Origin of the sequence: Nocardia mangyaensis, from assembly GCF_001886715.1 — a bacterium.
Lineage (GTDB): Bacteria > Actinomycetota > Actinomycetes > Mycobacteriales > Mycobacteriaceae > Nocardia > Nocardia mangyaensis.
Window position 1 is genome coordinate 6,083,576 of record NZ_CP018082.1, and the last position, 22,698, is coordinate 6,106,273.

General features: G+C 61.5%; 25 protein-coding genes. 8 read left to right on the forward strand and 17 right to left on the reverse strand.

Translation table 11 applies throughout. The features are described 5' to 3' along the window. The first annotated feature begins 57 nt into the window (after positions 1-57). Together BOX37_RS27660 and BOX37_RS27665 are read left to right on the forward strand one after the other, a co-directional pair. Positions 58-1,470 carry a serine hydrolase domain-containing protein gene (locus BOX37_RS27660; RefSeq protein WP_167659997.1) on the forward strand — a complete coding sequence of 471 codons (1,413 nt, stop codon included), beginning with the start codon at positions 58-60 and terminating at the stop codon, positions 1,468-1,470. 189 nt (positions 1,471-1,659) lie between these two features. Continuing rightward, positions 1,660-2,121 (forward strand): hypothetical protein, encoded by a 462-nt coding sequence (locus tag BOX37_RS27665; protein ID WP_071930194.1) that lies wholly within the window; start codon positions 1,660-1,662, stop codon positions 2,119-2,121. 64 nt (positions 2,122-2,185) lie between these two features. Here BOX37_RS27665 and BOX37_RS27670 read toward each other — a convergent pair whose 3' ends face one another. Next, entirely contained in the window at positions 2,186-3,763 is a 1,578-nt protein-coding gene (locus BOX37_RS27670; RefSeq protein ID WP_071930195.1) for an SLC13 family permease, read from the reverse strand. A 1,350-nt stretch (positions 3,764-5,113) separates the two neighbouring features. Next, positions 5,114-5,761, reverse strand: a complete 648-nt coding sequence (locus tag BOX37_RS34390) for an ImmA/IrrE family metallo-endopeptidase (RefSeq protein WP_240505075.1) — start codon at positions 5,759-5,761, stop codon at positions 5,114-5,116. Between BOX37_RS34390 and BOX37_RS36305 the strand changes: the two genes are divergently transcribed. The 3 genes from BOX37_RS36305 to BOX37_RS27690 all read left to right on the forward strand — a co-directional run bounded on the left by BOX37_RS36305 (position 5,726) and on the right by BOX37_RS27690 (position 6,680). Next, complete coding sequence (locus tag BOX37_RS36305; RefSeq protein ID WP_071930197.1) at positions 5,726-6,202, forward strand: Rossmann-fold NAD(P)-binding domain-containing protein; 477 nt, start codon at positions 5,726-5,728, stop codon at positions 6,200-6,202. The two genes, BOX37_RS34390 and BOX37_RS36305, sit on opposite strands and share 36 nt — an antisense overlap. Beyond that, positions 6,199-6,324 (forward strand): hypothetical protein, encoded by a 126-nt coding sequence (locus BOX37_RS36310; RefSeq protein WP_358108361.1) that lies wholly within the window; start codon positions 6,199-6,201, stop codon positions 6,322-6,324. The genes BOX37_RS36305 and BOX37_RS36310 overlap by 4 nt, the downstream gene beginning before the upstream one ends. 152 nt (positions 6,325-6,476) lie before the next feature. Continuing rightward, complete coding sequence (locus BOX37_RS27690) at positions 6,477-6,680, forward strand: Rossmann-fold NAD(P)-binding domain-containing protein (RefSeq protein WP_156910578.1); 204 nt, start codon at positions 6,477-6,479, stop codon at positions 6,678-6,680. Positions 6,681-6,734: 54 nt separating this feature from the next. Here BOX37_RS27690 and BOX37_RS27695 read toward each other — a convergent pair whose 3' ends face one another. The 10 genes from BOX37_RS27695 to BOX37_RS27740 all read right to left on the reverse strand — a co-directional run bounded on the left by BOX37_RS27695 (position 6,735) and on the right by BOX37_RS27740 (position 16,183). Then, a complete protein-coding gene (locus BOX37_RS27695) occupies positions 6,735-7,532 on the reverse strand; it encodes an alpha/beta fold hydrolase (protein WP_167353358.1) in 798 nt (265 codons plus the stop codon). Positions 7,533-7,671: 139 nt separating this feature from the next. Beyond that, the gene (locus BOX37_RS27700; RefSeq protein WP_084760215.1) at positions 7,672-8,304 is read right to left on the reverse strand and encodes a hypothetical protein; all 633 of its coding nucleotides are present in this window, start codon (positions 8,302-8,304) and stop codon (positions 7,672-7,674) included. Positions 8,305-8,334: 30 nt separating this feature from the next. Next, the gene (locus BOX37_RS27705; RefSeq protein ID WP_071930200.1) at positions 8,335-9,291 is read right to left on the reverse strand and encodes an MlaD family protein; all 957 of its coding nucleotides are present in this window, start codon (positions 9,289-9,291) and stop codon (positions 8,335-8,337) included. Then, positions 9,288-10,379: an MlaD family protein gene (locus tag BOX37_RS27710; RefSeq protein ID WP_338039752.1), complete on the reverse strand. Its 1,092-nt coding sequence runs from the start codon at positions 10,377-10,379 to the stop codon at positions 9,288-9,290. The genes BOX37_RS27705 and BOX37_RS27710 overlap by 4 nt, the downstream gene beginning before the upstream one ends. After that, a complete protein-coding gene (locus tag BOX37_RS27715; RefSeq protein ID WP_084760217.1) occupies positions 10,376-11,479 on the reverse strand; it encodes an MlaD family protein in 1,104 nt (367 codons plus the stop codon). The genes BOX37_RS27710 and BOX37_RS27715 overlap by 4 nt, the downstream gene beginning before the upstream one ends. Positions 11,480-11,481: 2 nt before the next feature. Next, positions 11,482-12,402, reverse strand: a complete 921-nt coding sequence (locus BOX37_RS27720; RefSeq protein ID WP_167659998.1) for an MlaD family protein — start codon at positions 12,400-12,402, stop codon at positions 11,482-11,484. A 107-nt stretch (positions 12,403-12,509) separates the two neighbouring features. Continuing rightward, entirely contained in the window at positions 12,510-13,526 is a 1,017-nt protein-coding gene (locus BOX37_RS27725; protein ID WP_071930203.1) for an MCE family protein, read from the reverse strand. Next, positions 13,523-14,515 (reverse strand): MlaD family protein, encoded by a 993-nt coding sequence (locus BOX37_RS27730; protein WP_167659999.1) that lies wholly within the window; start codon positions 14,513-14,515, stop codon positions 13,523-13,525. The genes BOX37_RS27725 and BOX37_RS27730 overlap by 4 nt, the downstream gene beginning before the upstream one ends. Positions 14,516-14,581: 66 nt before the next feature. Continuing rightward, positions 14,582-15,448 (reverse strand): ABC transporter permease, encoded by an 867-nt coding sequence (locus BOX37_RS27735; protein WP_071930205.1) that lies wholly within the window; start codon positions 15,446-15,448, stop codon positions 14,582-14,584. Then, a complete protein-coding gene (locus BOX37_RS27740) occupies positions 15,449-16,183 on the reverse strand; it encodes an ABC transporter permease (protein WP_084760219.1) in 735 nt (244 codons plus the stop codon). A gap of 1,131 nt (positions 16,184-17,314) precedes the next feature. Between BOX37_RS27740 and BOX37_RS33540 the strand changes: the two genes are divergently transcribed. The 3 genes from BOX37_RS33540 (at position 17,315) to BOX37_RS27750 (ending at position 18,418) form a co-directional block, all read left to right on the forward strand. Next, positions 17,315-17,575 carry a hypothetical protein gene (locus BOX37_RS33540; RefSeq protein ID WP_084760220.1) on the forward strand — a complete coding sequence of 87 codons (261 nt, stop codon included), beginning with the start codon at positions 17,315-17,317 and terminating at the stop codon, positions 17,573-17,575. Between the two features lie 140 nt (positions 17,576-17,715). After that, positions 17,716-17,886 carry a hypothetical protein gene (locus BOX37_RS34395; RefSeq protein WP_156910579.1) on the forward strand — a complete coding sequence of 57 codons (171 nt, stop codon included), beginning with the start codon at positions 17,716-17,718 and terminating at the stop codon, positions 17,884-17,886. 214 nt (positions 17,887-18,100) lie between these two features. Continuing rightward, a complete protein-coding gene (locus BOX37_RS27750) occupies positions 18,101-18,418 on the forward strand; it encodes an IS30 family transposase (protein ID WP_167660000.1) in 318 nt (105 codons plus the stop codon). 83 nt (positions 18,419-18,501) lie between these two features. Here the strand turns inward: BOX37_RS27750 and BOX37_RS27755 are convergent, their stop codons facing one another. From BOX37_RS27755 to BOX37_RS27775, 5 genes are all read right to left on the reverse strand, one after another. Then, entirely contained in the window at positions 18,502-18,744 is a 243-nt protein-coding gene (locus BOX37_RS27755; RefSeq protein WP_071930208.1) for a helix-turn-helix domain-containing protein, read from the reverse strand. A gap of 868 nt (positions 18,745-19,612) precedes the next feature. Beyond that, entirely contained in the window at positions 19,613-20,491 is an 879-nt protein-coding gene (locus BOX37_RS27760; RefSeq protein ID WP_067488051.1) for an alpha/beta fold hydrolase, read from the reverse strand. Positions 20,492-20,499: 8 nt separating this feature from the next. Next, positions 20,500-20,940, reverse strand: coding sequence for a PaaI family thioesterase (locus tag BOX37_RS27765; RefSeq protein ID WP_030204326.1), 441 nt, complete (start codon positions 20,938-20,940; stop codon positions 20,500-20,502). A gap of 43 nt (positions 20,941-20,983) precedes the next feature. Continuing rightward, a complete protein-coding gene (locus BOX37_RS27770) occupies positions 20,984-21,667 on the reverse strand; it encodes a TetR/AcrR family transcriptional regulator (RefSeq protein ID WP_084761047.1) in 684 nt (227 codons plus the stop codon). A gap of 97 nt (positions 21,668-21,764) precedes the next feature. Continuing rightward, positions 21,765-22,409: a TetR/AcrR family transcriptional regulator gene (locus BOX37_RS27775; RefSeq protein ID WP_022565909.1), complete on the reverse strand. Its 645-nt coding sequence runs from the start codon at positions 22,407-22,409 to the stop codon at positions 21,765-21,767. Between the last annotated feature and the right edge of the window lie 289 nt (positions 22,410-22,698).

Below are 22,698 nucleotides of genomic sequence, written 5' to 3' on the forward strand. Positions count from 1 at the left end.
ACAATATACTCATATGGCTACCGTTCCAATATGGTCATATTAAAACGATGGTTGGTCGTGTTGCTGTCCGGACTGGTGCTTGTCGGGTGCGCAGCCACACCGCACGCGACGGCGGACAGTTCGAGCTCGGCCCTGGACGAGTTCGTGCGCGAACGGATGGACGAGGTGCGGATCCCCGGCGCGGCCTATGCCGTCCTCGACCACGCCGGAGTCCGGCACGCCGGCACTTTCGGCACCGACGGCTCGGGCGAACGCGTCACCTCGGCGACGCCGTTCCTCTGGGGCTCAGTGGCCAAACCCGTCACGGCGCGGCTGGTGCTGGACATGGCCTCAGCCGACGAGCTGCAACTCGACGCGCCCGTCACCACTTATCTGCCATCGCTCCGAACGGCAGATGCCGGGGGTGATCACCATGCGGCGCGAATCACGGTGCGCCAGTTGCTCGATCACACCAGCGGACTGGCCACCTCGCTGCGCCACACCGATCGCGACAACGCGAACCGCCGACCGGGTGACGTCGTACCCGAACTCGCCGAAGCAGCACTGATCACCGAACCCGGTACCGCACACCACTATTCGAGTACCAACTACCTGCTACTCGCGGCCGTCGTCGAGGCGGTCACCGGCCAATCGTTCACCGATGTGCTGACCGAACGCGTCCTCGGTCCACTCGGCATGCGCAACACCATCACCACCACCGCCCGAGCCGCATCGCTCCCCCCGGGCCACCGCTACATTTTCGGCCACCCGTTCCCCTTCACCACCCCTTTCGACCCGGTAGGCGTGGCATACGGGTATCTCGGCGGCGCACTCGACGATCTCGCGGCGTTCGCCAGGGCGAGCCTCACCGAGACACCGCAGGTTGACGACGCCGTACCGACCGGCAGCGGCAAGACCTACGGCCTCGGCTGGCGACAGTGGACCGTCGAGGGCACCGACATCCCGATGGTGTGGCACGGCGGGGCGGCGCCGGGCTACTTCGCCCAGGTCATCCTGCTTCCCGAGCACGCCATCGTCTTCACCGCGAACACCTACGGAGCCTTCACCGAGCACGCCCTACTGGACATCGGATTCCAGCTCGCCGCCCGCTCGTTGGATCTCGAAACACCCATTCCCCCCACCGAGTACACCTATCCGGCGATACTGGCCGCACTGCTGGCACTGACCGTACTCGGCATCGCCGCACTGATCCGCAGTATCCGCCTGCTCATCCACCCGATCACCGAATCCCGCCGACGCGCCCTCGTGAACCTGCTCGCCTGGCTGTTCGCACTCGGCACCGTCCTCATCGGATTCGGCATCGCCCTGCCGAGAAGCCTCGGCGTCGAGCTCACCCAGCTCACCCTGTGGGCACCCGATGTCGCGGGATTGGTGTTCACCATCCTCGCGGTCGCGACCGTGCTGCTGCTCCTGCGAAGCGCCCTCGGTGTCCGCGCGCTGACGAGCAGCCGCACCGACCAGCCCACCTGACGCCGAGCGCTGCGATCTACCACCGTCGGCGAATCACACGCCGGTCAGGTTCTGGCAGTCGTCCACAGGCGGTGTCCGGTCTCGGCGGCGGTTGCGGTGGCGGCGCACAGCTGGGACTGGGCACACCGGCCCTGCCTACCGCATGATGGTCATGCGAATAGTTCTGCGCTGGCGAAGGATTCGATGTATATGACGTTTCTCGGCCGGGCCGTCAGATCGGCGCGTCCCCGGGGCGCGGCGACACCCGCCCGCAACGGAATGATTCAGCAGGTCGCGACCGTGGCGACATACTCGCAGCTCGGCCAGCAGGTGGTGCAGCTGCCCGGGCAGCTCGCAGGCATGGAAACCAGGGCACCGAACCCGCCGCCCGGCGCGGTCCCGGCGGCCACGCGGACCGCACCGCGTTCGGCCGGGCCGGGATTGGTCGCGGTGCTGTGCTGGACCCTCCTCGGTTCCGCGGTGTTCACGGTGGCCGGTTCGCTGGCCGAGGGAAACGCCGGTGGAGCGGCGGCCGGTGTGGCGCTGGTCGCGGTCGGTGCTGTCGGCGAGGTCCTGCGCCGAGTCGGCGGCACCCGATCGAGGGCCGCCGACATCGCCGGCCCTCGCACCACCGAACCGAACCGCCAGCGCGGGGACGCCCACCGCGACTGATCGATGACGCCGGCTCCATCGCGGCACATCGCGCCATGCTGCGGTGGCACGGCTGGGCCGCGGGTCAGTACTCGACCCCCAGAATCGGCCCGGCCAGGGTGAACATGGCGATGGTGATCAGGATCATCCCGATGACGTTCAAAACCGCACCAGCCCGGATCATCTGACCGATTCGCACATGGCCGGAGCCGAAGACCACCGCGTTCGGCGGCGTCGCGACCGGCAGCATGAACGCCGAGGTGGCGGCCAAGGCGACGGGGACCGCCAACAGCATCGGATCCACCCCGATGCCGCCGGCTACGGCGATGATGATCGGCAGGAAGGTCGCGGTGGTGGCGGTGTTGCTGGTCAGTTCGGTGAGCAGCAGAACCAGGCCGGCCACCGCGGCGACCAACAGCACCGTCGGTACCGAACCGAGCTCGGCCACGCCATCTCCGATCCAGGCACCCAGCCCGGTCACCCGGATCTGGTTGGCCAGCGCCAGCCCACCGCCGAACAGCAGCAGGATGCCCCAGGGGATGCCTTTGGCGGTCTCCCAGTCCATCACCCGTTTTCCGTTCCCGACCGGGATGATGAACAGGGCGATGGCCATGGTCATCGCGATCACCTCATCGCCCACCCTGGTCAACAGGGGAATCGCTGACCGCAGGGCGTCCACCCCGTCGGGTCCGAACAGCGTGGGCACCAGGATCCAGGCCAGGGCGGTCGTCACGAACACGACCGCGACGGTGACCTCACCCCGCGACATCGGCCCGAGTTCGCGATACTGGGCCTCGATCGCCGCCCGTCCGCCGGGAATCTCGCGCAGCCCAGGGGGAAAGACCACACGGGTGAGCGCGAACCAGGCCAGCACCAGGAAGACCGCGGCGATCGGAACCCCGAACATCATCCACTGACCGAAGGAGATCGTGATGCCCTCCTCGGCGAGGTTGGAGATGAGCAGACCGTTGGGTGGCGTCCCGATGATGGTGCCCAGTGAGCCGATGGATGCGGCATACGCGATACCGAGCATCAGCGCGGTCGCGAAGTTCGGGTCACCTTCACCGCCACCGAGCCGAGTCGTCAGCATCACCACCGACACTCCGATCGGCAGCATCATCACCGCGGTGGCGGTGTTGCTCACCCACATCGAGATGAAGGCGGTGGCCAGCATGAAACCGGCGATCAGCCGCACCGGCTGGGTCCCGACCATCGTGATGGTCCGTAGCGCGATCCGGCGATGCAGGCCCCAGCGGACCATCGCCGCGGCGAGCAGGAAGCCGCCGAGGAACAGGAAGATGATCTTGTCGGCGTAGGGTGCCGCCGCGCCGAGCAGATGCCCCGTGGTGACGCCCTCATCGTCGGGGTCGAGGGTGCGGGTGCCGATCGGCGCGACATTCAGGACCGGGAAGGCCACCAGCGGCACCAACGCGGTGACCGGTAGCGGAATCGCCTCGGTCATCCACCAGATCGCCATCAGGGTGGCGACCGCCGCGGTCGATCGGGCCGGGGTGTCGAGGCTGTCCGGGAGCACCCAATACATGAGCGCGGCGAACAAGACGCCGAGCCCGAGCCCGACCCAGCGCCGCCTCGCGGTGTGAGCCGAATCCGGCGGGATCTCCGCTTCGCCGACCGGGGATGAGGAATCCGCTGGCTGTGACATCCGACACCTTTCCGCGCACTACCCGCGTGACGGTACCGGCCAGGGAATCCTCGGATGGGCGAAATGACGGCGCCGCAGCAGAACCGTGTTCAGAAATCACCGGTTACCGATGTGCGCCTTGACCTTTGCGAGCCGATGCGCGGGCGCTCGCGAACCCCGCGTCGCACCCAGGCGGCAAACGAGTCAGGTCGGGTATCGGAATGCTTCCGATACCCGACCTGAACGAGTAGAAGTGGAGCTAAGGGGAATCGAACCCCTGACCTTCTCGGAGCGCGCGGCACAGACAACCGTGGCCCACTCTGGACAACTATCGACTATCAAATCAGCACGCCTACCTGGGGAAATGCGCTCCGCCACGACAACTATCGACAACGCTGGACAACGCTCGCCAACGGCGTGCCCAGCCGAATTAGTGGTGACATAGCGGGATCCCCGGCCCCCTGCCACCGCGTTGGAGAGCCACTCGCCCTGCGCCGTGATCGACGATCGCGCACCCCAGATCGGGCCGCCTGAGAGTGTGCCAAGCCATACGAGCGATCGGCACGGCCCCGCCCGACCCGATCTACACGTGATGATCAACACATCACCTTCTGGCCGAGCCGTGTATCTCGCCGCAACGCCGCATCGCCGACAGCCACTAGCACCCAGCGATCGCGCGTCACACACCCGAGCATCGCACTCACGACCTTCTCGAAAGACGCCGTGCGGACAAGCAGAGAAGTCGAGCTGAGTTCCCGAATGGCTCACATGCAGGAGCCGTCTACACGGCATCAACGGCTCTCGACGATCGTCCTCTGTAGGGGGAGCAGATCGAGAGACGAAAGCTCTTGCTCCGGCGAGCGGGGCCAAGATCACGTGAGCCACGATCGCAGACCGATCGACGCTAATGCCGTGGCGCCGACCCCCACGATCCCGCCAGGCCACGCCTGCGCGGCAGGCGCCTTCAGAGCACGCAACGCGAGGTGGCGACGCCCGCCCGACGACATCGAGAGCTGGGACAACAGCCAATTCTCGCGCGATTGGATTCACCCGCCCCACCACAGCTGATCCTGTGCTCCCCCGATCAGGGTGCATACGCACGCTAACCCCCAAGATCGACACTGTGCGCACGCTCGTTCAGCCGTGCGCACAGTGCAATTGACCGTGTGCACCCGCACTCGACCGGTGCGCACGCCGAGAAGTCCGAGAAATTCTGCCGTGCGCACACCCTGCAGCGCAATGTTCTCGGCGCTGCACCCAGCAGATACGTAATCTCGCACGACAGGGAGGCACGGGCGAAGCGATCCATCCGCGACCGTCCGGACCCGTTACGTTCGTGCTGGGTCATCGTCAGTCCGAACAGGTACTCGGTCACCCCTTGGGGAGTGAGACCGAACTCTTGGCAATGTCGCGCACCGTCATCCCTTGCCCACGCAGCCCGGCGAGCACTTCACCCAGCACCTGTGACGATTCGTGGACAAGCGCCGAGCCTGGCCGCGCGGAGCGGAATCCGCGCTTGCCCAATTCCACCAACGCTGCGCGATACGTCCAGTCAGTTATCAAACCCAGCGCATGCAGCCGGTTCGCCAGCGCTGTCGCGGACACGTTCCATCGAGCCTGCGCACGGATGATCTGCGCCACGCTAGGGTTTCGCAGTCCCACCGATAGAACATCATCGCGATGCTTGAGCAACGCGCTAGCGAACTGATTCGCCGCAGCTTCTGCCTCGCGCCCGTGCGGCACAGCATGAGTGCAGTGAATACTCAGGTGCCCGAGCTCGTGAGGTGCATCGAACCGTAGCCGCTCGGCGGTGGTGTCGAGGGGAAAACGAACGGAGCATTGCGACGGTAGAAGCTGAAGGCATCGACGTCTCTGCGCCGCGGTCGGCCTCGCGGTGATCATGACGCTGGCAATGGTGGCCCACGCGCGCTGGAAGGAGCCCGCCGCGATCGTGTTCAACCTGGCCCTGCCATCCTGGCGGCGATGAAGCGTCACGGTGTGGGCCGCTTCGTCGGCCACGCCACTCCTGCGGTACTGGACCCGCAGGGGTCCCCGACCTTGATCACCCGGTTGATCGAGTTCATGCCGCGCACGTTCATGCCCCGCGCCTACGAGGAGATCACCGGCATGTCGAACCAGATCATGTCCTCGGGGCTGGATTGGACGATCGTGCGGTTCATCGCCCCCCCCAAGGACTGTGCACCGAAGGGCCATATCCGGTCAGGTTCTTCGGCACCGACAAGCTCGGCTTCGCGATCACCCGCGCCGGCATCGCCGCCTTCACCGCCGATCAGATCGGCGAGAGCCGCTACCTGCATCGCGCAGCCGCCATCAGCAACTGACCACCGTCGAAACCTGAACGGAGACCTGTGTCCATCGTCATCACCGTTACCTCCGGTCACCTCGGCCGAGCAGCCGTCGAAGCCGTCCTCGACCGCAGCACCGACCCCGCCGAGGTGATCGCCGGTGCCCGCGACCTGGCCAAGATCATTGACCACGCCGCCCGAGGGGTGCACACCGCGGTCATCGACTACGATGACCCCACCACCATTACGCCGGTGAATATGTTCGTGCTGGTCTAGGGCACCGACCTGGCCAACCGCGACCGCCAGCACACCGAGGAGATCGCTGCCGTCGCGAAAGCCGGTGCCGCGCGGATCATCTACACCAGCGGCCTCAAAGCCGACGACACCGCGCTGTCGACCGCGGCCATGCACCTGCCCACCGAAGACGCGTGCGTGCCAGCGGGGTGTCGTTCACGATCCTGCGCAACGGCTGGTACAGCGAGAACTACGGCCGCGACATCCCCACCGTTCGCGAGACCGGTGTGCCGCTGTCGAGCACCGGCGACGGTGTGGTCGCCTCGGCGTCGCGCCGGGATCTGACCGAAGCCATCGCCGTTGTGGTCACCACCGAGGGGCATGAGGACAAGACCTAAGAGCTGTCCGGCGACATCGCCTGGGCCTACGACGAACTCGAGCCTCCGATGCCGCTATGCAACGTCGCTGTCCGAGTACGCCATTGGCATTGTCAATCCCAGTAGGTGGGCCGCAATCTCACCGCGGCGTTCATAGGGTAGAAAGTGCCCGGAGTTCGGGAAGATGACCAGGCCGCTCTTTGGTACGCGACGGTGTATCGCACGAGCGTGATAAACGGGAGTCAACAGATCGCGCGAACCTGCGAATACGACGACACGGCAGTCGAATCGATCCAGTGCCGAGTAGCGATCATGGGACAGGATCGAACGAGTCAGCTGTGCGACACTGCGAGGATTGCTGCTCGCCAGCTGCCCTACCGCTCGGTTCAGGTCGTGGCGGAATGGGCGGTACCCGAACAAGACGGCTCGTGTCAGCTGTCGCACGATGAGCAGCGGCCGGGAAGGGATCACGAGAAGCGGTGCCACAGTCAACGCCAGCGATACCAACCATGACCAGAACCCGCGGCGCATCAGTCGTCCGAGGATATCTCCGGCTCCAGTCGCCACGAACGCGACGCCGACGACTCGCGCTTCGAGCACCATGTTGTCGCGTTCGGCCAACGCCATCAATGTCATTCCGCCCATGGAATGACCGCCGAGCACGATCGGGCCGACGGGTGCATATGCGGAGATGACTGCAGCGAGATCGTCGGCGAGAAGCTCCAGGCTCGCTGGAGCAGATTGCGACTGCCCGTGTCCTCGATGGTCATAGGCGAGTACACGCACGGTGGGATCCGCCGTGACGACGAGTTGTGCGACGTCTTCCCAGCTCCCATGAGAAAGCGCCAGCCCGTGTGCCAGGATGATTGTCACTCTCGGGCTCGTCGATCCCCACTCGGCGATATGTAAAGCAGGCCCAGAGTCCCGCTCAAGCGTGCATTTTCGGGGAGCCACAAAGATCGTAGATTTCGAGGTCATAATTTCAGTTCCCTGCTACTGACAGTGTCGTCGGCTACTTGATCGGAAGGGCCATGTCAACACCGCCGACATCCGTGATCTTCCAATCCGCGTTCTTGTCTAGCGTCACCGTGTAGGTGACAGTTGTTTGCGCGCCCTCCGGGGTCTGTGCGCTGGTCGATGTCACACTCAAGAAGACGTTCACAACATAAACACCAGCGTCTTCCGACTTCACTTTCGCAGCAATGGGGGTCGCGTTCGAACTCCACTTGAGCGGAAGTACAATCTCTTTGAGTTGCGGGGCAGTGAGGTCGAACTTGTTCGTTAGGGCGGGGGAAGTATTCGATTTCAGATTACGTACCCATCCATCGAAGTTCTGATAATCAATATTGGACGCGCCAACAGCGTACTCGGAGGCTATTTCTTCAGCCCTCTTTTCCGCAGACGCAATGGAGTCAGCTTCTCGCAGCTCATTCCTCGCAGAGAGCCACAACAGAAAGCTAACAGACATCCCAACGACAAGTGTTACCACTATCGCTCCGACAATGATCGAGCGCAAGTCCACCGAAAGCGTTCTTCCCGGACCAAACCGGTTCCTGTTCGCTACGACCGACTCTGCCGGCATATCCAACTTACTGGATACGGTCTCCGCTCGGCCGTCGATGTTGTCAGCGGTTTCTACGGGCATGAATATCTCCTCGGGTAGCGTGCTTCGGTCCTATTTGATGCCGATACGCACATTCAATGCACTGTCTCCAGTCGCGCTGAGAGCACGTGCTATCAAATCACTTATGTCTATCTGTGGCATGGACATCGCCGCGCTGTCCGCCAGCGGCTGAACGGCTGGTGCCAATTCTTGCAAGTCGGGTCCAATGCGGCTGAGATATTCCGTGACCTCGCCGAGGAAAGGCACGACGCCGTTGCCTTGCAAGTAGTCGTCCGGCATGGTGCCGATACGGGCCAGCCGGGCGATGGAATCGGCGATGAGAGCACCCCACATTCCTGCCTCGTCCCACAAGGGACCAGCGGCTGCCATCCCGGGCCCGGCCCAAGCCATGTCCGCGCCCATCGTCTGTAGATCGACGAGGATGCTGCGGATGGCGGGCGACCTACTCAGAATCGTCTCCGACAACAGTGTCGTCGAGGCTGCCAGCCTCGGCATAACGGTGTCTGTTCCCGTCAGCGCTTGATCCAACGTCTTGACGATGTTGCTGATCGCCTGCGGATTCAGTTGTTCAAGCAGACCCGTAACAGTCTGCGCCACGTCTGGAATCGAACGGGGCAGTACTACTTGCACCGCGTCGAGGCGCTGGCCATCGGTTAGGTAGGGACCGGCGCCGTTCTTCGGCACGAACTCGATATAAGGCTCACCGAGACCTGATAGGTCTTCGACTGTCGCGGTCCCTGTTGCCGGAATTCGGTATCTCGACTCGAGGACTAGTTGCATTTCGACACCGCGTTCAGCTTTCTCTATCGACGCGATCTCTCCCACCTTCACACCACGTAGGAGTATCGGCGAACCCACTAGCAGACTTCCCGCCTGGGGAACACGCAACGTCACGTTGATCGAGTCACTGAAGACATCTATTCGCAATACACCGAATGTGAGATAACCGACGCCCAGAATCAAAACCGACATGATCGCAACAAGGGATAGTGCCGAACTCAGTTTCATCGCACTGCTCCGATCATCCGCAATGCCGATAGAATTCCAGCGATCCGGTCGGCTTCGGATTCGGGAGAGCCTTCGGCAGTCTCAAGGCCGGTAACATTAACCTTCGGTCCGTGCTCCACGAATGGAATGACCTTTTCGCGCAACAGCGCAATGATCTTGTTCAAGTTCGACGGGGCTGAGAGGTCCAACGGACGGGACGTGAAAAGGAGTGGTATAAAAGCACGGGCAGCCGCGTCGCCTGACTGCGCCAGCGGACCGATCCATCGGAGGGAATCTGTCAGTAGCGTGAATCCATCGTACAGTGTGATCAAACCGATCATGGACGTCATCGACGCAGCCGCCTGATCCACTCCAGAATCTGTCAGCAGATACTCCAATTCGGGTGTTCGGCTCAGGACAGCATCGGTACTGGCCCGCAGTCCACCCAGTAAGCCGTCGATAGCATCCAGGTGCTGTGCCAAGTCTTCGATATCGGCACCCAGCACTTCCGAGATCGAGGCAGTCTCCCGTGTATCCGCCGGAAGCACCGAGTTCACGCGGTTGATGATCTCCTGAGCCTGCTGTATTCCACCCCCTTGGACAAAGGTCGCCAAGACGTTCATGGTGTCCTCAACCTGAAGCAACGGCTTAGTTTGTCCTCGATCGATTGTGGAGCCCGGCGCGATGAGGCCACCTCCGCCGGCCTCCGGGGTGATCAACGCTATGGAGACGTCACCCAGAATGGTCGGCTGGCGGAGCTCAGCCGTAGTTCCAACAGGCAACCGCACCGATTCGATTATTTCCACGTCGACCACGACATATCCGTCGTTATCTTTCCCGGCATCGATCACCGCAACATCACGGACAATTCCGGCACGCAGACCGTCGACCGTCACTCGTGCTTGTGACGGCAGGTTTAGCGTATTGGCGAACTCGATTCGGATACTATAGCGGTCCCCCGATATCCCAGTCCCAGGGACAGGAATCGCAGCTGGATCGAATCCGCAGCCGGGGACAAGGCATACAAGTGCCACAGCGGCCGCGGTCACGAATTGCGTTAGGCGGGTCCGGGAAGAAACGACCACCGCGTCTACTCGCAGATTCATCATCGCGCACCCGCCATTCCGAGCACCAAGGGAATCAGAGACACATTCGTCAAACCGTCCTCAGCAGTATCGCAACGGCCCTGTGCGACCAGGCCGATCGCGGCACATATTCGGTCAGCATCAGCTTGGGGCATGGCCACCCTAGGGGCTGCATACGTCAGAACGGGTCGACCGCTGTGCGCGTCGGTTACGTCCCCGAAGGCTTGCAGCAGCGGGGGCGCCATGTCGACAATGTCCCTCATCGTACCGATATTCGCGCTGGCGAGGCGCGCGAGGGGAACTGTCGCATCGAGACCTTGGAGGATTTGGTCACCAAACATCGTGGTGATTTCGTTCAGCCATGGAACGATAATTCGCAATGAGTCGATGATCGAGACCGTTCGCGCGAAGATTCCGTGGTCGATCACCGCCAGCCCCGGTGCCAGACGGGTGATCATGGATTCGATATCTCCCCATCCATGCGCGACACTATTCATCAAGCTGTGCAGCGAATCTATGAGTGCTCCGAGGTGTCCGGCGGCAGCGTTGGACGAGCCGAGCGCCCGGTCGAGTGTACGGATTATTTCATTCATTTTCGGACCGGTGCCGGACAACGAGCTGTCGAGTGCGGCGATTTCCTCGGATAGCTGCCCGCGCTGTGCCGGATCACTCCCATTGTCGATTTCTGCTGCGAGGGCACCCAACGCATCGAGTGTCTGTGTCATGCTCTTCGGAGTCAAAGTACGGGAAATGCACTTTCGGGGATCCCATTCAGCATCGGATTCGCTGTTGTCGAGAATAGCAAGGGAGCGATCAGCAACGATGGTGTCTGAAAGGGTAGTGGCCGATACCTCACCACGCGGCGAATGGTTGGCGTCCACCTCGAAATCAACCTGCACCGCTTCGCCACGAGGTTCGATGTGCGTCACCGTGCCAACTCTGACGCCACGAATGGTGACGTGGTTTCCGGTGTACAGTCCAATTGCGTCCGGCATGGTTGCGCAGTAGTGCCGCATCGCCTTCGGAGGGTTGAGTACCGCGAAATACCCAGCAACCAATATCGTGCACATAGCCCCGACGCCGAGGAGGGATATGAGGCCGCGGGAGGCCAGAATCCTATTCATCCTTAGCAATCCTTTCCAGGGACGGGAATACAAACCGACTGCGCAACGACAACTGATGCAGACTGGTCAATAACGATTCCATCTTCTGAGGAAGCGATCGGCTGCAGTCTCGACATCAAGTCCCGAGTGCTTGTGATGATCTGCCCCATACCTTCGCCTAGACGGTTCAGTTCGGGTATGATCTCGGCTAGACCTCGGGCGATGGAATCCAGCCTTGACCGGTACACCGGCTCGAGTGCTGCGATCCGAGACAGAAGCTGTTCCATCAACCGGACTGCCTCGAAAATCTCAGCCCTTTTGCCGAGCCCCACCGTCTCCATAAGGTTGACACTTGCGATTAGTTCCCCGAGGATCGCCTTCGAGTTATTGATCGCACTGATGTACTCGTCGGCCATCGCAAGCGTTTCCGACACGTCTCGACTCTGACGGTCGAGAATTTCGACGAGCGATGTGAACGCATCGACTGCTCGCTGGATCCCTGCCGGCCCGGAAGCGATCGCGCGGTTCATGTTAGTCAAGTTCTGCCGTAAGGTATCGCCCTCAATATCCGCGATCGGCTGTGCTGCGTCCTGAAAGGTCCGACCGAGGCTGTATGGGAGACGCACTCTATCAGAAGGTATCGGGGCGCGAAGGGATGAAGTCCCTGCTGATGTCACGGCGAGATAGTGCCCCCCGATCAGAGTCAACATTCGGACGTCGAGACTTGTCTGATCGCCTATGAAAATATCATCGTCAATCGTAAAGCTCACGCGGACGTCCTTTCGACGCAGCTCAATCGATTTCACGGCACCGACCGGAACACCGGCGATACGGACGTCATCGCCGACCTTAATGGACCCGAGTTCCGACATCTCGGCCCAGTACGTCGACTTGCCGAATGGCACCACGTACACCAAAACGCTCGCTAGCAACGCGACACCCATCAGGAACGCTCCGAGGACGCCCCATCGCAATTCCCGCAAATCACGTGATGAGGCGGCCGTTGGCGCCCAGCCAGCGAATCTCCCGACAATGCTGACTAGTTTGTCTTTCATCCTTTGCATATCGATATCCTTTGTCCCGTGATCATCACCTGGAAAGGATCCGGGCTGTCGACGTTCCCGTTCGAACAGTTTCGGTTGACGACAGGACTATCGGACGGAATCCAACTATTCAGGGTCTGGAGCATCGCTGGCAGTTTTCGGAGTACTTCGACTGCCTGTTGAGGATCTGGAAATATTGTCCGCAGCAGCGTATCGGCGTCCGGGTTGCTTCCAGGAGTCAACCCAATCGCGTCGAGAAGGCTGTTCAGCGGCGCGATCACGTCTGGAGCCATAAGAGCGAATTCGACGATTCCATCCACCTTGCTACGTAGCGTTGAGACAACCACCGACAGCTCCGAAACAAGCTGCACCAGATGTGTGGACCGACCGCCGAGATGGTCAGATATCTTTTTCAGATTGGCCACCAACGCGGTAATTACTGCCTGTCGGTCCATCGTATAGCTGGACAACGTCTGGATAGAGTCGAGAACCGAACCGATACCCGAGCCGTCTCCTTCTATAGCGGCGATCATATTAGTAGCGAATTTATTTACTGCTGCTGGCGACAACTCGCTCAGAACCGGTTCCAGCCCGTTGAATAGAGCTGTGATGTCGAATGACGGGATAGTTCTGGAAGCCCCGATCCTACTGTCTGCTGCCAACTCCGCAGTGACTGGCGATGATTGTTGAACATCGACGTAACGCTGGCCGACCAGACTCTGATATCGTATCGCCAGAACGGTGTTCTCGTACAAATCCCGATCGCGTTCGACCATGAACGTAACGATTGCGCGACCATCCTCAAGTGAGATCGAAAGCACTTTGCCTATGCGGACACCGTTCATCCGAACATCGTCTCCGGACTTGAGACCGTTCGCGTCGACGAATTCCGATGAGAACTGCTTAGTCCCTCCTGAGACCGGGCGTTGCACAGTCTGCGCGATTGCTGCGAGCAGCACTGCGATCACGACTACAGAAATCGCGAGCTTCGCGACTACCACCAATAGGCTGCCATGCCTGTTCATCGACCACCTCCGAAATACGGTGACGGAACGAATGCACCCGGCGAGGACGCCGCAATCGCGGGCACTAGATCGAGGATCAATTTTATACTCAGTTCCGGGCCACTAGGCGTCGACGTGAACGACCGGTCCAGCCGCGACAGTATCTCGGAGAGCTGCATGCTCGAAACAGCAGGCGTCGAAACCATTCGGCTGCCACTTGCAAGAACCGGCGTGAGCATTACCGCGTACTCCGACAGATGCGCCTGCGCCGTGAATAGTGTTCCCGCGAGGGCGGGGAAGAAGCGTTGGCCTACTACGCTGACTGTGGCGTCGAATAGCTCGCGTTGGTTATTCAGAATCTCGATGGTGGTGAGCCGATATATCAGGCCTACCGTGCCGTCGATCATCGATGCGCTGCCGACGAGCATCGAGCCATACTGTTCCAGCAACTCCGATACCGGCACAGAGCGTGTCTCAGCAACGTTCCGGCCGGATACCACAATCGCCTCCATGAGTGGCGTGAATTGGCGGGCCGCTGTAGCAACCCGCACCAGCACATCGGTGAGTTCCGGGGTAAGAAGGCTTCCCGTGGTCTCGGCGACTGTCCGAATCAGTACACCCATGGTCGCATCTCGCTGCCTGTCAGATCGAGGACCCGTCAGGTCTATAACTGCGCCGTCTCGCAGGGGCGCGCCCCCAACGCCCGGTTTCAGCGCAACCTCGCTGATACCGAAAAGATTTGACGGCGAGTAGTCTACGAGAAGGTTGTCGGTGAGCCCGCTCGAGTTTGCTCGATCAAGCATCAAAGTCACCTGTTTCGCCCCATCACCTGAGCCGATGGCAGTGACGGCACCGATGCCGACACCGTCGAACTGCACCGGCGTTCCCACACCGACGCCGTCTCCGATTTTCTCGGTGCGCAACACCACAAGCATTCGGTTGTCCCCGCGGGCGGCGTTACCAGCTGTCCAAGCGGCCGCTACTGACAGTGCCGTCAGCACTGCGACCATACCGACAATAATCGACGACCGCTTTGTTGCCGATACTCCCGGCATTTCATATCGAGACATCGGCGCTCACCCCGTGAATTCGATCGCGGAGTTGACACCCCACAAGAGGATGGTCAATACCATGTCCAGACCGATGATCGCCACAAAACTTGCCCGGACGGCGCGGCCGGACGCAATTCCGACGCCTTCCGGCCCGCCTGTCGCGAAGAACCCTTGATAACTGTGAATCAAAATTACAGCCGTTCCGAATATAAGAACTTTGATCACCGCAGCGGTGATATCCCACCCGCTGATGAATTGATAGAAGTAGTGATCGTAGACACCTGCGGCCTGGCCGTGCAGCTGGACGATCACAGTCCGGCACGCCGCGTAGCTGAGGATTAGCGCGATAAGAAAAGTCGGAACGATTGCCACCGCGCCGGCAATAATCCTGGTCGTTACAACGAAAGGTATCGATCGCAATCCAAGCGATTCGATGGCGTCGATCTCCTCTGAGATCCGCATCGATCCAATCTGCGCGGTTATACGACACCCAGCTTGTGCCGCGAATCCGACTCCTGCCGCGATCGGCGCCAGCTCTCGGGTATTGGCGAAGGCTGAGACAATACCTGACACCGGCCCCATACTGATGAGGTCTAGAGTCGCGAAGGACTCGACGCCGACCGAGCCGCCGATGACCAGCCCCAGCACCACCAACATCGGGACCGTTCCACCGCCCACGATGATCGAGCCTTGCCCCCACGTCATATCCGTGATCGCGCGCATTGTCTCCGCTCGATATCGTTTGAGCGTGAACGGTATCGCCGACAATGCCTGCCAGATGAAATTGAGGACGAAACCTAGAGGCTCTACCGGAACGACACGGTGCCCGAGTGACGTCGCTGTTCGCCGGGCCTTCACTAGCCGCGGGGGGGTGTACTTCATCTCCGACATCTATGCCAGCCTTGTTGGAAGGAACATTGAGACCAACTGAGTGACCAATAGATTCACGACAGCGACAGAGACGACGGAGAGAACAACCGCCGCGTTCACGCCATCCGCTACTCCACGTGGACCACCTTTGGCCTCAAGACCCCGTTGGCACGCGATCATCACGACGATGAAGCCGAACAGCACAGACTTGACTATCGACACGCCGATATCCGCCATTACGGTGAAGGATCCGAAGGTCCCCCAATAGCTGCCGGGCGTTACCCCCTGAGGACCGACCGCGACTGCATATCCCGCGACGACCCCTACGAAGATGATCAAAACATTGAGCATCGGTGCAACGAGAATCATCGCCGCCATCCGAGGAATCACGAGGCGATGCATAGGGCTTATGCCCATCGTCCGCATGGCGTCGATCTCTTCACGGATGTTGCGGGCGCCCAAGTCGGCCGCGATCGCGGCCGCGCCAGCCGCGCCCAGCAACAATCCTGTCGCCATGGGGGCGCCCTGTTTTATCACCCCCAAACCACCAGCTGCACCGAGCAGTGAATCTGCGCCGATTTGATGGATCAGATTCCCGACCTGAACCGATACGATAACCCCGAATGGCACGGCCATTAGGATCGCCGGAATTGCGGTAACCGTAATCAAGTACCAGGATTGATACAGCGCCTCACGCCACTGAAACTTCGATCCGGCAATGTCACTCGCGGCACCCAGCACGGCTGAATAAGCCATCCGCGTGGTCCGACCAAACGTTCGGAGGCCAGATACCATTGTGCCGGATAAATTCTCGCGAACTACTCGGGCCGACGCCGACATCTCACTACGCGCAGGCACCACGGCAGATTCCCATCTCGTCTCTCGCATCGTTGCCCGACATCGCGGCGAGCGCAAAGAACGCATCGATTCGGCTGATCTTGCACGCGACGTGCTCGGCTGGTGCTGGCCGGAAAGCTTCGTCTTGCTGAGTTGTGACCAAGTGCGCCATCACGACCACGACACCTCCATGTGTGCTACGGCAAGTACTAGATACTCGAGGTACGAGTATGCGTCCTGGGTCACACCCTGTCAATAGATCACCAGACTCAGCGCGATACGTGACAGCAATCAATCCGCAAACTATTGATTTGATCCGACAATCGCCGCTTCGCGATGGATCGGGAGTCGCTCGCGACCTGCACCGGATGTAAGCTCGCCGACACTCCAGACCCACCAGCGCGGTCTGACCGACCGTGATGTGCCACGTAGTCGCGTCCTGACCGTCTCGAAGCCTTCCCGTAGTTCATTTTCAGGTCGTCTCTATGCATGCACAGCAGAATCCGCTGCGAGATCGGATCCGGGGGAGACCTGGCCCATCATCGCTCGCGCAGGGTGACCGACGTAGTGGTAGCAATGCTTCAGTTAACAGCATGGCTGACGTGAGCGCTTCTGCCAGCCATGCTGGAAACTGGCTCGGCCAAGTCTCCTAGGTCCGGTCTTACCGTGTGGTTTCACGGAGTTGTGGACCTCACGCCACGTGGTTGCGTTCTCGTACTCCATCGAGGTCAGCATTCCGATGCCGCTGTGACGCTGCTGCCACGTTGCGGATTATCTCGTGGTTATCGAACATCGCGTCTTGCTCCGATACAGCCGTGGCGTCGGGCGCGGCGAACTCACCGATAGCCAGCGTCAGGCGAAACTCCCGCTGCCGCGGCCTCGGCAGCGGCCCGGTTCATGGCTCCTCGATCCAGAATTCTGAAGCAATCCTCCTGCTGCTCGGGTGCGCACTTTTGCGCTGCCCCCCAATACCACCACCGTCAGATCGTGTTGCGACGATCGCCGGAATCCAGGTCCGCGAAGGCAAGGACTATTGCACGGTCGTGCTCGATGTCTACGCCCGTCGCGTGGTGGCTGGTCGATCGACTCCTCGCAGATCGCGGCGTTGGCCGCAACGCGCTGGGCATGGCCATCGATGGCCGCCGCCCCGGCAAGGGCGCGGTCATCCATTCAGACCAGGGAGTGCAGTTCGGTTCCTGGGCATTCACTCAGTGCGAGAAGGACTCCGGGCTCGTGTCGTCGATGGGCAGCGTGGGCGGATTGCTACGACAACGCGGTGACGGAGTCGTTCTGGTGCCGGATGCAGGTTGAGCTCCTGAACCGCCGCTGGAACGCCCGGATCGAGCTGGCCACCAAGGCCGAGCTCTACCGGCGGCTGGTGAAGACTCCCTACGTGTCCGCGGTAGCATGCGAGCGCCGAAGCGCCTTCCCCGCGCGCGTCTACATGCCTCATGCTGCCCACCGGCATCGGTCCAGCGGCGGATGCGCCGGAGACCGCGAAGCTAGTGGCCGACACCAATCTGCTGGAATATGTGCAGACGCGACTGAACAAGAAGTGGCCCCCGGAGCAGATCAGCCACCGGCCGGTCAAGGACTTCCCGGACTCGGCGAAGTGCGTGTGAGTACCGAAACGACCTATCAAGCGAGCTACATTCACCTACGCGGCGAGCTCAAGCGTGAACTCGTCCGCGGGCCGCACAGCGGCCGGGCTGCCCGCAAGCCCGTCGTGACCCGCATGCATGGAGCCGTCGGTTTATCGATCCGATGATACCGATCGCCGAGCGCCCCGCGGAGACCGATTCTCGCGCTATCGCCTCACACACCGATGAATCGGGCGTGCTCGCATCGTCGACATTCCCCGGTCATTGGCAAGGTGATCTCATCGTCGGCGCCGGCGGCCAATCGGCGATCGCGATGCTCGTGGAGCGCTCCAGCCGCTATCTCGTCCTCGGACACCTCGGCGCCGAACGGACCGCCGAAGTCGTCCGCTACAGCCTCATCGCCGCCGTCACCGAACTACCCGCGACCCTCCACCGCACCGTGACTCGGGATCAGGATGCCGAGATAGCCGAGCACTGCTCCTTTCCCATGACCACCGACATGCGCGTCTACTTCGCCGATCCCGACGCACCGCGGAAGCGCGGAAGGCGCTAATGGCACTCTGCTGCAATATCTTCCGCGACGAACAGACTTGCGCATCTACAATCCAAATGCGCACTGCGAAGTCGCTCAGAAACTCACCGGCCCTCCACAAAATTTCTCGACTGCGACACACCAGCCGAGCGTTTGGCTGCCTTGATGGACGCTTCGTAGTCCGGCCGTTGCGACGACTGCTGGACTCCAAGATGTTTCATGATCGAGCGCACCTTTCCAGAGCCGACCTCGATAGCCATGCCGATGGTGAGCTCGGCGTGCATGCGGTGCACGCCGTAGCAGCCGCTCGAGCCCACATGGATAGCCCGGATCGTTTCGGCGAGCATCTCGTGGCGCAGTCGGCGTGGCTGGTAATCGGTTGCGGTGATGGCGGTAGCCGCGCTCGAACACGCCGAGCACACGGCAGGCGGTGCGGATGCTCATTCCTTGCCCGGTCAAGGTCGGGACAGCCGGGAACCGCCTTTTAAGGCGAGCGTGGTGTCGTCGAAAGCCTTCGCGGTCAGCTGGGTCGCTCGCAGCTCCTGTTCGAGTTGCTCGATCCTGTTCAGCGTATCCCTCAGTTGCGCCGATTCGACCGTGGATGTCCCGGGGGCCTCACCGCGGGCCTGATGTTTCCACCGCTACAGCGTGGCTTCGGTGACTGTAGATCACGGGCGACGTCGGTGGACCCTGCGTCCTTCATCGACGACCGGAGCGACAGCGCTTTCACGGAACTGCGGTGAGTACATCATCGGCACGAGCGGAGATCCGTCCATCGAACGGTTGGAATCTCACAACTCAGCGGACAGAATTCCGAGACAGCCCAATGCGGTCCTCAACCCGTGACGGTTCGCCGCCGGCCCGGCGTCATTCTGTGACACGGTTGAGATTGGTCTCCAAACTGCCCGAACTGGCTCAAACGGGCAAGGCTGGTGCCAGCACAAGTAGGACGAACGGAGAGCACATACAATGCTGCCCAGGCCGCGCACTATCGCCAGTTGGCCATCGCTAGCGACCTGGAGTCCGCGCCTCTCCCGTTATCTCTGGCCAGCGTCATATGCGGCTGATGGGCCTCTCACCCTTTAGCCGCCTGGCCTTGCAAGTCGCGATGTGCCTTCTTGCAATCAGAGAACAGCCCGTCAGCAGTCGTTCCCTTGGCAATGGTTTCGTGCAAAGACGCCATAGCCAGCATCCAACCGCCGGAAGCGATCGGGCCTATAGGGTGCGTCCGAGGAAGTCGGTGACAACCTGCGTGAATGCGTCATTGTCATCTCCTGCCACCATATGGCCAGTTCCGGAGACATCGGTCGTCTCCGCGTGCGGCACAATTTCCAGGAATTCTGCAACGGTCTCCTGCGATACCAGATCGGACAGGGCACCGCGCACGAGTAGGGTTGGCGCGACGACTCTACCCGCACCCGCGACGAGCAATTCTACAAGTGTGTCGAATTGCTCGGCACCGGCGGACGCGTCCTGTTGCAACGCCTGAAAACGACTCGTGATGAAGGCGGGATCCCATCGCCACACCCATCGACCGTCGGCTCGTTGCCGCAGTACCTTGTAAAGGCCTTCAAGCCGCACCGGTCGTTCGCGGTGCGGGTTGTATGCCGCGATGACGTCGGCAGCGTTTTCGAGGTTCGCGAATCCGTCAGGATGCGCAGACATAAACGAGACGATGCGTCGAGCGCCATCGAACTCCATCCGTGGGGTCACGTCGACCAGCACCACCGCTCCCCACAGCTCGGGGGGCGCAAGCAGGTGCGCGGCAAGAACGGTCATCCCGCCCAATGATGCTCCGACGACCGCGGGCGCGTCCTCGGTGCAGAATCGTTCTCGCATTATGAGCAGGTCATCGACAAGGTGCTCGACGTCGTATCGTCCGTCGGGGGCCCAGTCACTGTCGCCGTGCCCACGTGCATCGTATGCAACTACTGTGTAGCCGCGATCGCGCAGGCGGAGCGCTGAGGTGGTCCAGGCGTGACGACTCTGCCCACCTCCATGCAGCAGGATCACAACCTGCTGGTTGGAACCATGGGGATAGTAGTCGGCCGCCAGCGTGATTCCGTCACGAGCCAGTACCTGCATCTCGATCATGCCATCCGTCACGAGCTGCCGCCCCCGTCGCTGACGATCGTAACCGTTCCCTGAGCGGCGCACACTGGCCTGCCGTCGTTGGTGATGTCGATGCGTGCGACGCCCGATCGCCTGGTCAGGGCAATGACATCTGCCGTGGCGATGCATACGCCAGCCGTGACCGGCCGTAGAAGATTGATCTTGAACTCGGTTGTCGCGACCCAGCAGCCGGTCGGGATCACCGGATAAAAGACAACACCCAGGCAATGGTCGACCATGGCTGACAGGCAGCCACCGTGCAATGTACGGAAGGGGGTAAGGAGCTCGTCTCGCACCTCCATCTCGGCGATCAACCGACCGGCGCTCAGTTCGGCATGACGAAATCCGAGATATGCCGAGATGCCGCCCACATCCGTTGCTGCGCCGAGCACCTGCCCAGCAACTCGGGGGTCGAACTGCGGGAATTCCATCGGAGCCTCCTCCGTCTCTGCGTTGACCTGCCCCAAGGTGACACTACTGCAGATTTGTGTCACCTGCATTGCCGATCTGCACGTCGTCGTGACCGCGGTGCCGATCCAATTCGGTAGACGCTGGTACGACGATGGCAGGCAGGAGGCAGCGGCAAAGGTACGCGCGGAGGCCAGCAGGGCTGCGTCGTCTCGGACCGCGCACGGTGAGCAGGCTGAGGATCGTCCGCAGGATCCACTCCGCGGCGTCGTCCACTGAGATCCCCGGCTGCAGGTCATCGCGGTGACGGGTGAATACCGGTCGCAGGAACTCGGTGACGAGTTCGAAGAGGGCGACCGATGTGGACTCTGTCAGACCGATTCCAGCGAGGCGATCATCGCTGACGAACAGAGCGGAAATCGACTTCTCTCGGCTGGCGGCGTGAACAGTGGTCTCTACGAAGACCAGCACGGCAGATGCGAGATCAGGCTGTCCGGCGAGTGGCCCGCCAATCCCGTCGAGGTAGCGGCCAGCCGTCCGCAGGACGACGCCCGAGACCACCGATTCACGGTTCGCGAAGTGCCGGTACACGGTGGCCCGAGAGACGCCGGCCTGCCGAGCGATGTCCTCCATCGTCGTCGCCGAGAATCCGACCTCCTCGAAGCAGAACTCTGCGGCATCAAGTAGGGCATCCCGGGTGCTACCCCGGGCCGAGAATCGCGCGCCGCGACGTGCAGATTTCGTCGTCACCACAACGAGTATGCCGCTACTTCGTCGAGGAGCGCATCCCCCCTCTGTCCTCTACCGGTGCGCATCTCTGCGGCCGGGCAGCGATACAGATCTGACATTATGTCGCGCTACCGCCGACTGAGTCGTCACGCAGCTGAGGCAGGAGGTGGCGGCGCGCGAATCGGCGCGCACCCTCAGGGGTATCGAGGGATATGCGGGTCGATGGGGTCAGCACGAACGACAGGATCACGCGGACAGTCAGCTCGGAAACCACGTGAAGTTCGACATCCGTGCGGGCAGCATCAACTTCTTGCGCGAGTTGGTCGGCCAGAAAGTTCGACGCGGTCGCGACAAGACCCCCTGCCTCAATCGTGAGAAACGGCAGTAGTGACTCGGGCTCGGTCTCCAACAGCCTGTTGAGCAGGGCGTGCCCCCGTACTGCCTTCAGCGTGAAAACGAATCCTTCGACGATCTTCTCCTCGAGATCCTGATGATTTGACACCTCTGCTTCCAACTCAACGAGGAACCTGGCGAGTTCTCGCAGAATCACCGCCTCGACAATGCGCCCCTTGCTCGGGAAGTGTCGGTACAGCGTCACACGTGCCAGCCGTGCGCGACGAGCGATGTCTTCGATCCGTGTGCGGCTGATCCCGACAACCTCGAATTGCCTTAGCCCGGCGTCGAGGATACGTTCCGAGGTCCCAGACGGCGACGGCGTCCGGATCACCGCGATGGCCTTCAGAAGCAACCTGGTGTAGTTCATCGTCGTGATCGGATCCTTCGAGCCGGGCAACGTCGCCGGGTGTCATGTGGGCAGGGGTCGTTGGTCGACCGTTGAGTATGCACCCAATGAACCTCCGTACGCCATACTTTCAAACCGCTGACGTGGGCATTGAAACGATCATACTAGGTGAGTACCATCGTTCCTGTGGTTCGCAACGGGGCGCCCCGGTGCAAGTCCGGGCTGATGACGAACGAATGGATGAGGACCAACACGCGCGGGTCCTCATCGTCGGATGTCGTCGCCTCGAGACTGGCGCTATCGGAGAGGG

What these genes read in the sequence shown, in the direction of transcription:
- BOX37_RS27665 (WP_071930194.1), top strand. Translation starts at nt 1,660, where the DNA reads ATGACGTTTCTCGGCCGGGCCGTCAGATCGGCGCGTCCCCGGGGCGCG.
- BOX37_RS27670 (WP_071930195.1), bottom strand. Translation starts at nt 3,763, where the DNA reads ATGTCACAGCCAGCGGATTCCTCATCCCCGGTCGGCGAAGCGGAGATC.
- BOX37_RS36305 (WP_071930197.1), top strand. Translation starts at nt 5,726, where the DNA reads ATGAAGCGTCACGGTGTGGGCCGCTTCGTCGGCCACGCCACTCCTGCG.
- BOX37_RS27700 (WP_084760215.1), bottom strand. Translation starts at nt 8,304, where the DNA reads ATGCCCGTAGAAACCGCTGACAACATCGACGGCCGAGCGGAGACCGTA.
- BOX37_RS27705 (WP_071930200.1), bottom strand. Translation starts at nt 9,291, where the DNA reads ATGAAACTGAGTTCGGCACTATCCCTTGTTGCGATCATGTCGGTTTTG.
- BOX37_RS27710 (WP_338039752.1), bottom strand. Translation starts at nt 10,379, where the DNA reads ATGATGAATCTGCGAGTAGACGCGGTGGTCGTTTCTTCCCGGACCCGC.
- BOX37_RS27715 (WP_084760217.1), bottom strand. Translation starts at nt 11,479, where the DNA reads ATGAATAGGATTCTGGCCTCCCGCGGCCTCATATCCCTCCTCGGCGTC.
- BOX37_RS27720 (WP_167659998.1), bottom strand. Translation starts at nt 12,402, where the DNA reads ATGGGTGTCGCGTTGCTAGCGAGCGTTTTGGTGTACGTGGTGCCATTC.
- BOX37_RS27725 (WP_071930203.1), bottom strand. Translation starts at nt 13,526, where the DNA reads ATGAACAGGCATGGCAGCCTATTGGTGGTAGTCGCGAAGCTCGCGATT.
- BOX37_RS27730 (WP_167659999.1), bottom strand. Translation starts at nt 14,515, where the DNA reads ATGGTCGCAGTGCTGACGGCACTGTCAGTAGCGGCCGCTTGGACAGCT.
- BOX37_RS27735 (WP_071930205.1), bottom strand. Translation starts at nt 15,448, where the DNA reads ATGTCGGAGATGAAGTACACCCCCCCGCGGCTAGTGAAGGCCCGGCGA.
- BOX37_RS27740 (WP_084760219.1), bottom strand. Translation starts at nt 16,183, where the DNA reads ATGGCTTATTCAGCCGTGCTGGGTGCCGCGAGTGACATTGCCGGATCG.
- BOX37_RS33540 (WP_084760220.1), top strand. Translation starts at nt 17,315, where the DNA reads ATGTCTACGCCCGTCGCGTGGTGGCTGGTCGATCGACTCCTCGCAGAT.
- BOX37_RS34395 (WP_156910579.1), top strand. Translation starts at nt 17,716, where the DNA reads ATGCTGCCCACCGGCATCGGTCCAGCGGCGGATGCGCCGGAGACCGCG.
- BOX37_RS27755 (WP_071930208.1), bottom strand. Translation starts at nt 18,744, where the DNA reads ATGCTCGCCGAAACGATCCGGGCTATCCATGTGGGCTCGAGCGGCTGC.
- BOX37_RS27760 (WP_067488051.1), bottom strand. Translation starts at nt 20,491, where the DNA reads ATGATCGAGATGCAGGTACTGGCTCGTGACGGAATCACGCTGGCGGCC.
- BOX37_RS27765 (WP_030204326.1), bottom strand. Translation starts at nt 20,940, where the DNA reads ATGGAATTCCCGCAGTTCGACCCCCGAGTTGCTGGGCAGGTGCTCGGC.
- BOX37_RS27775 (WP_022565909.1), bottom strand. Translation starts at nt 22,409, where the DNA reads ATGAACTACACCAGGTTGCTTCTGAAGGCCATCGCGGTGATCCGGACG.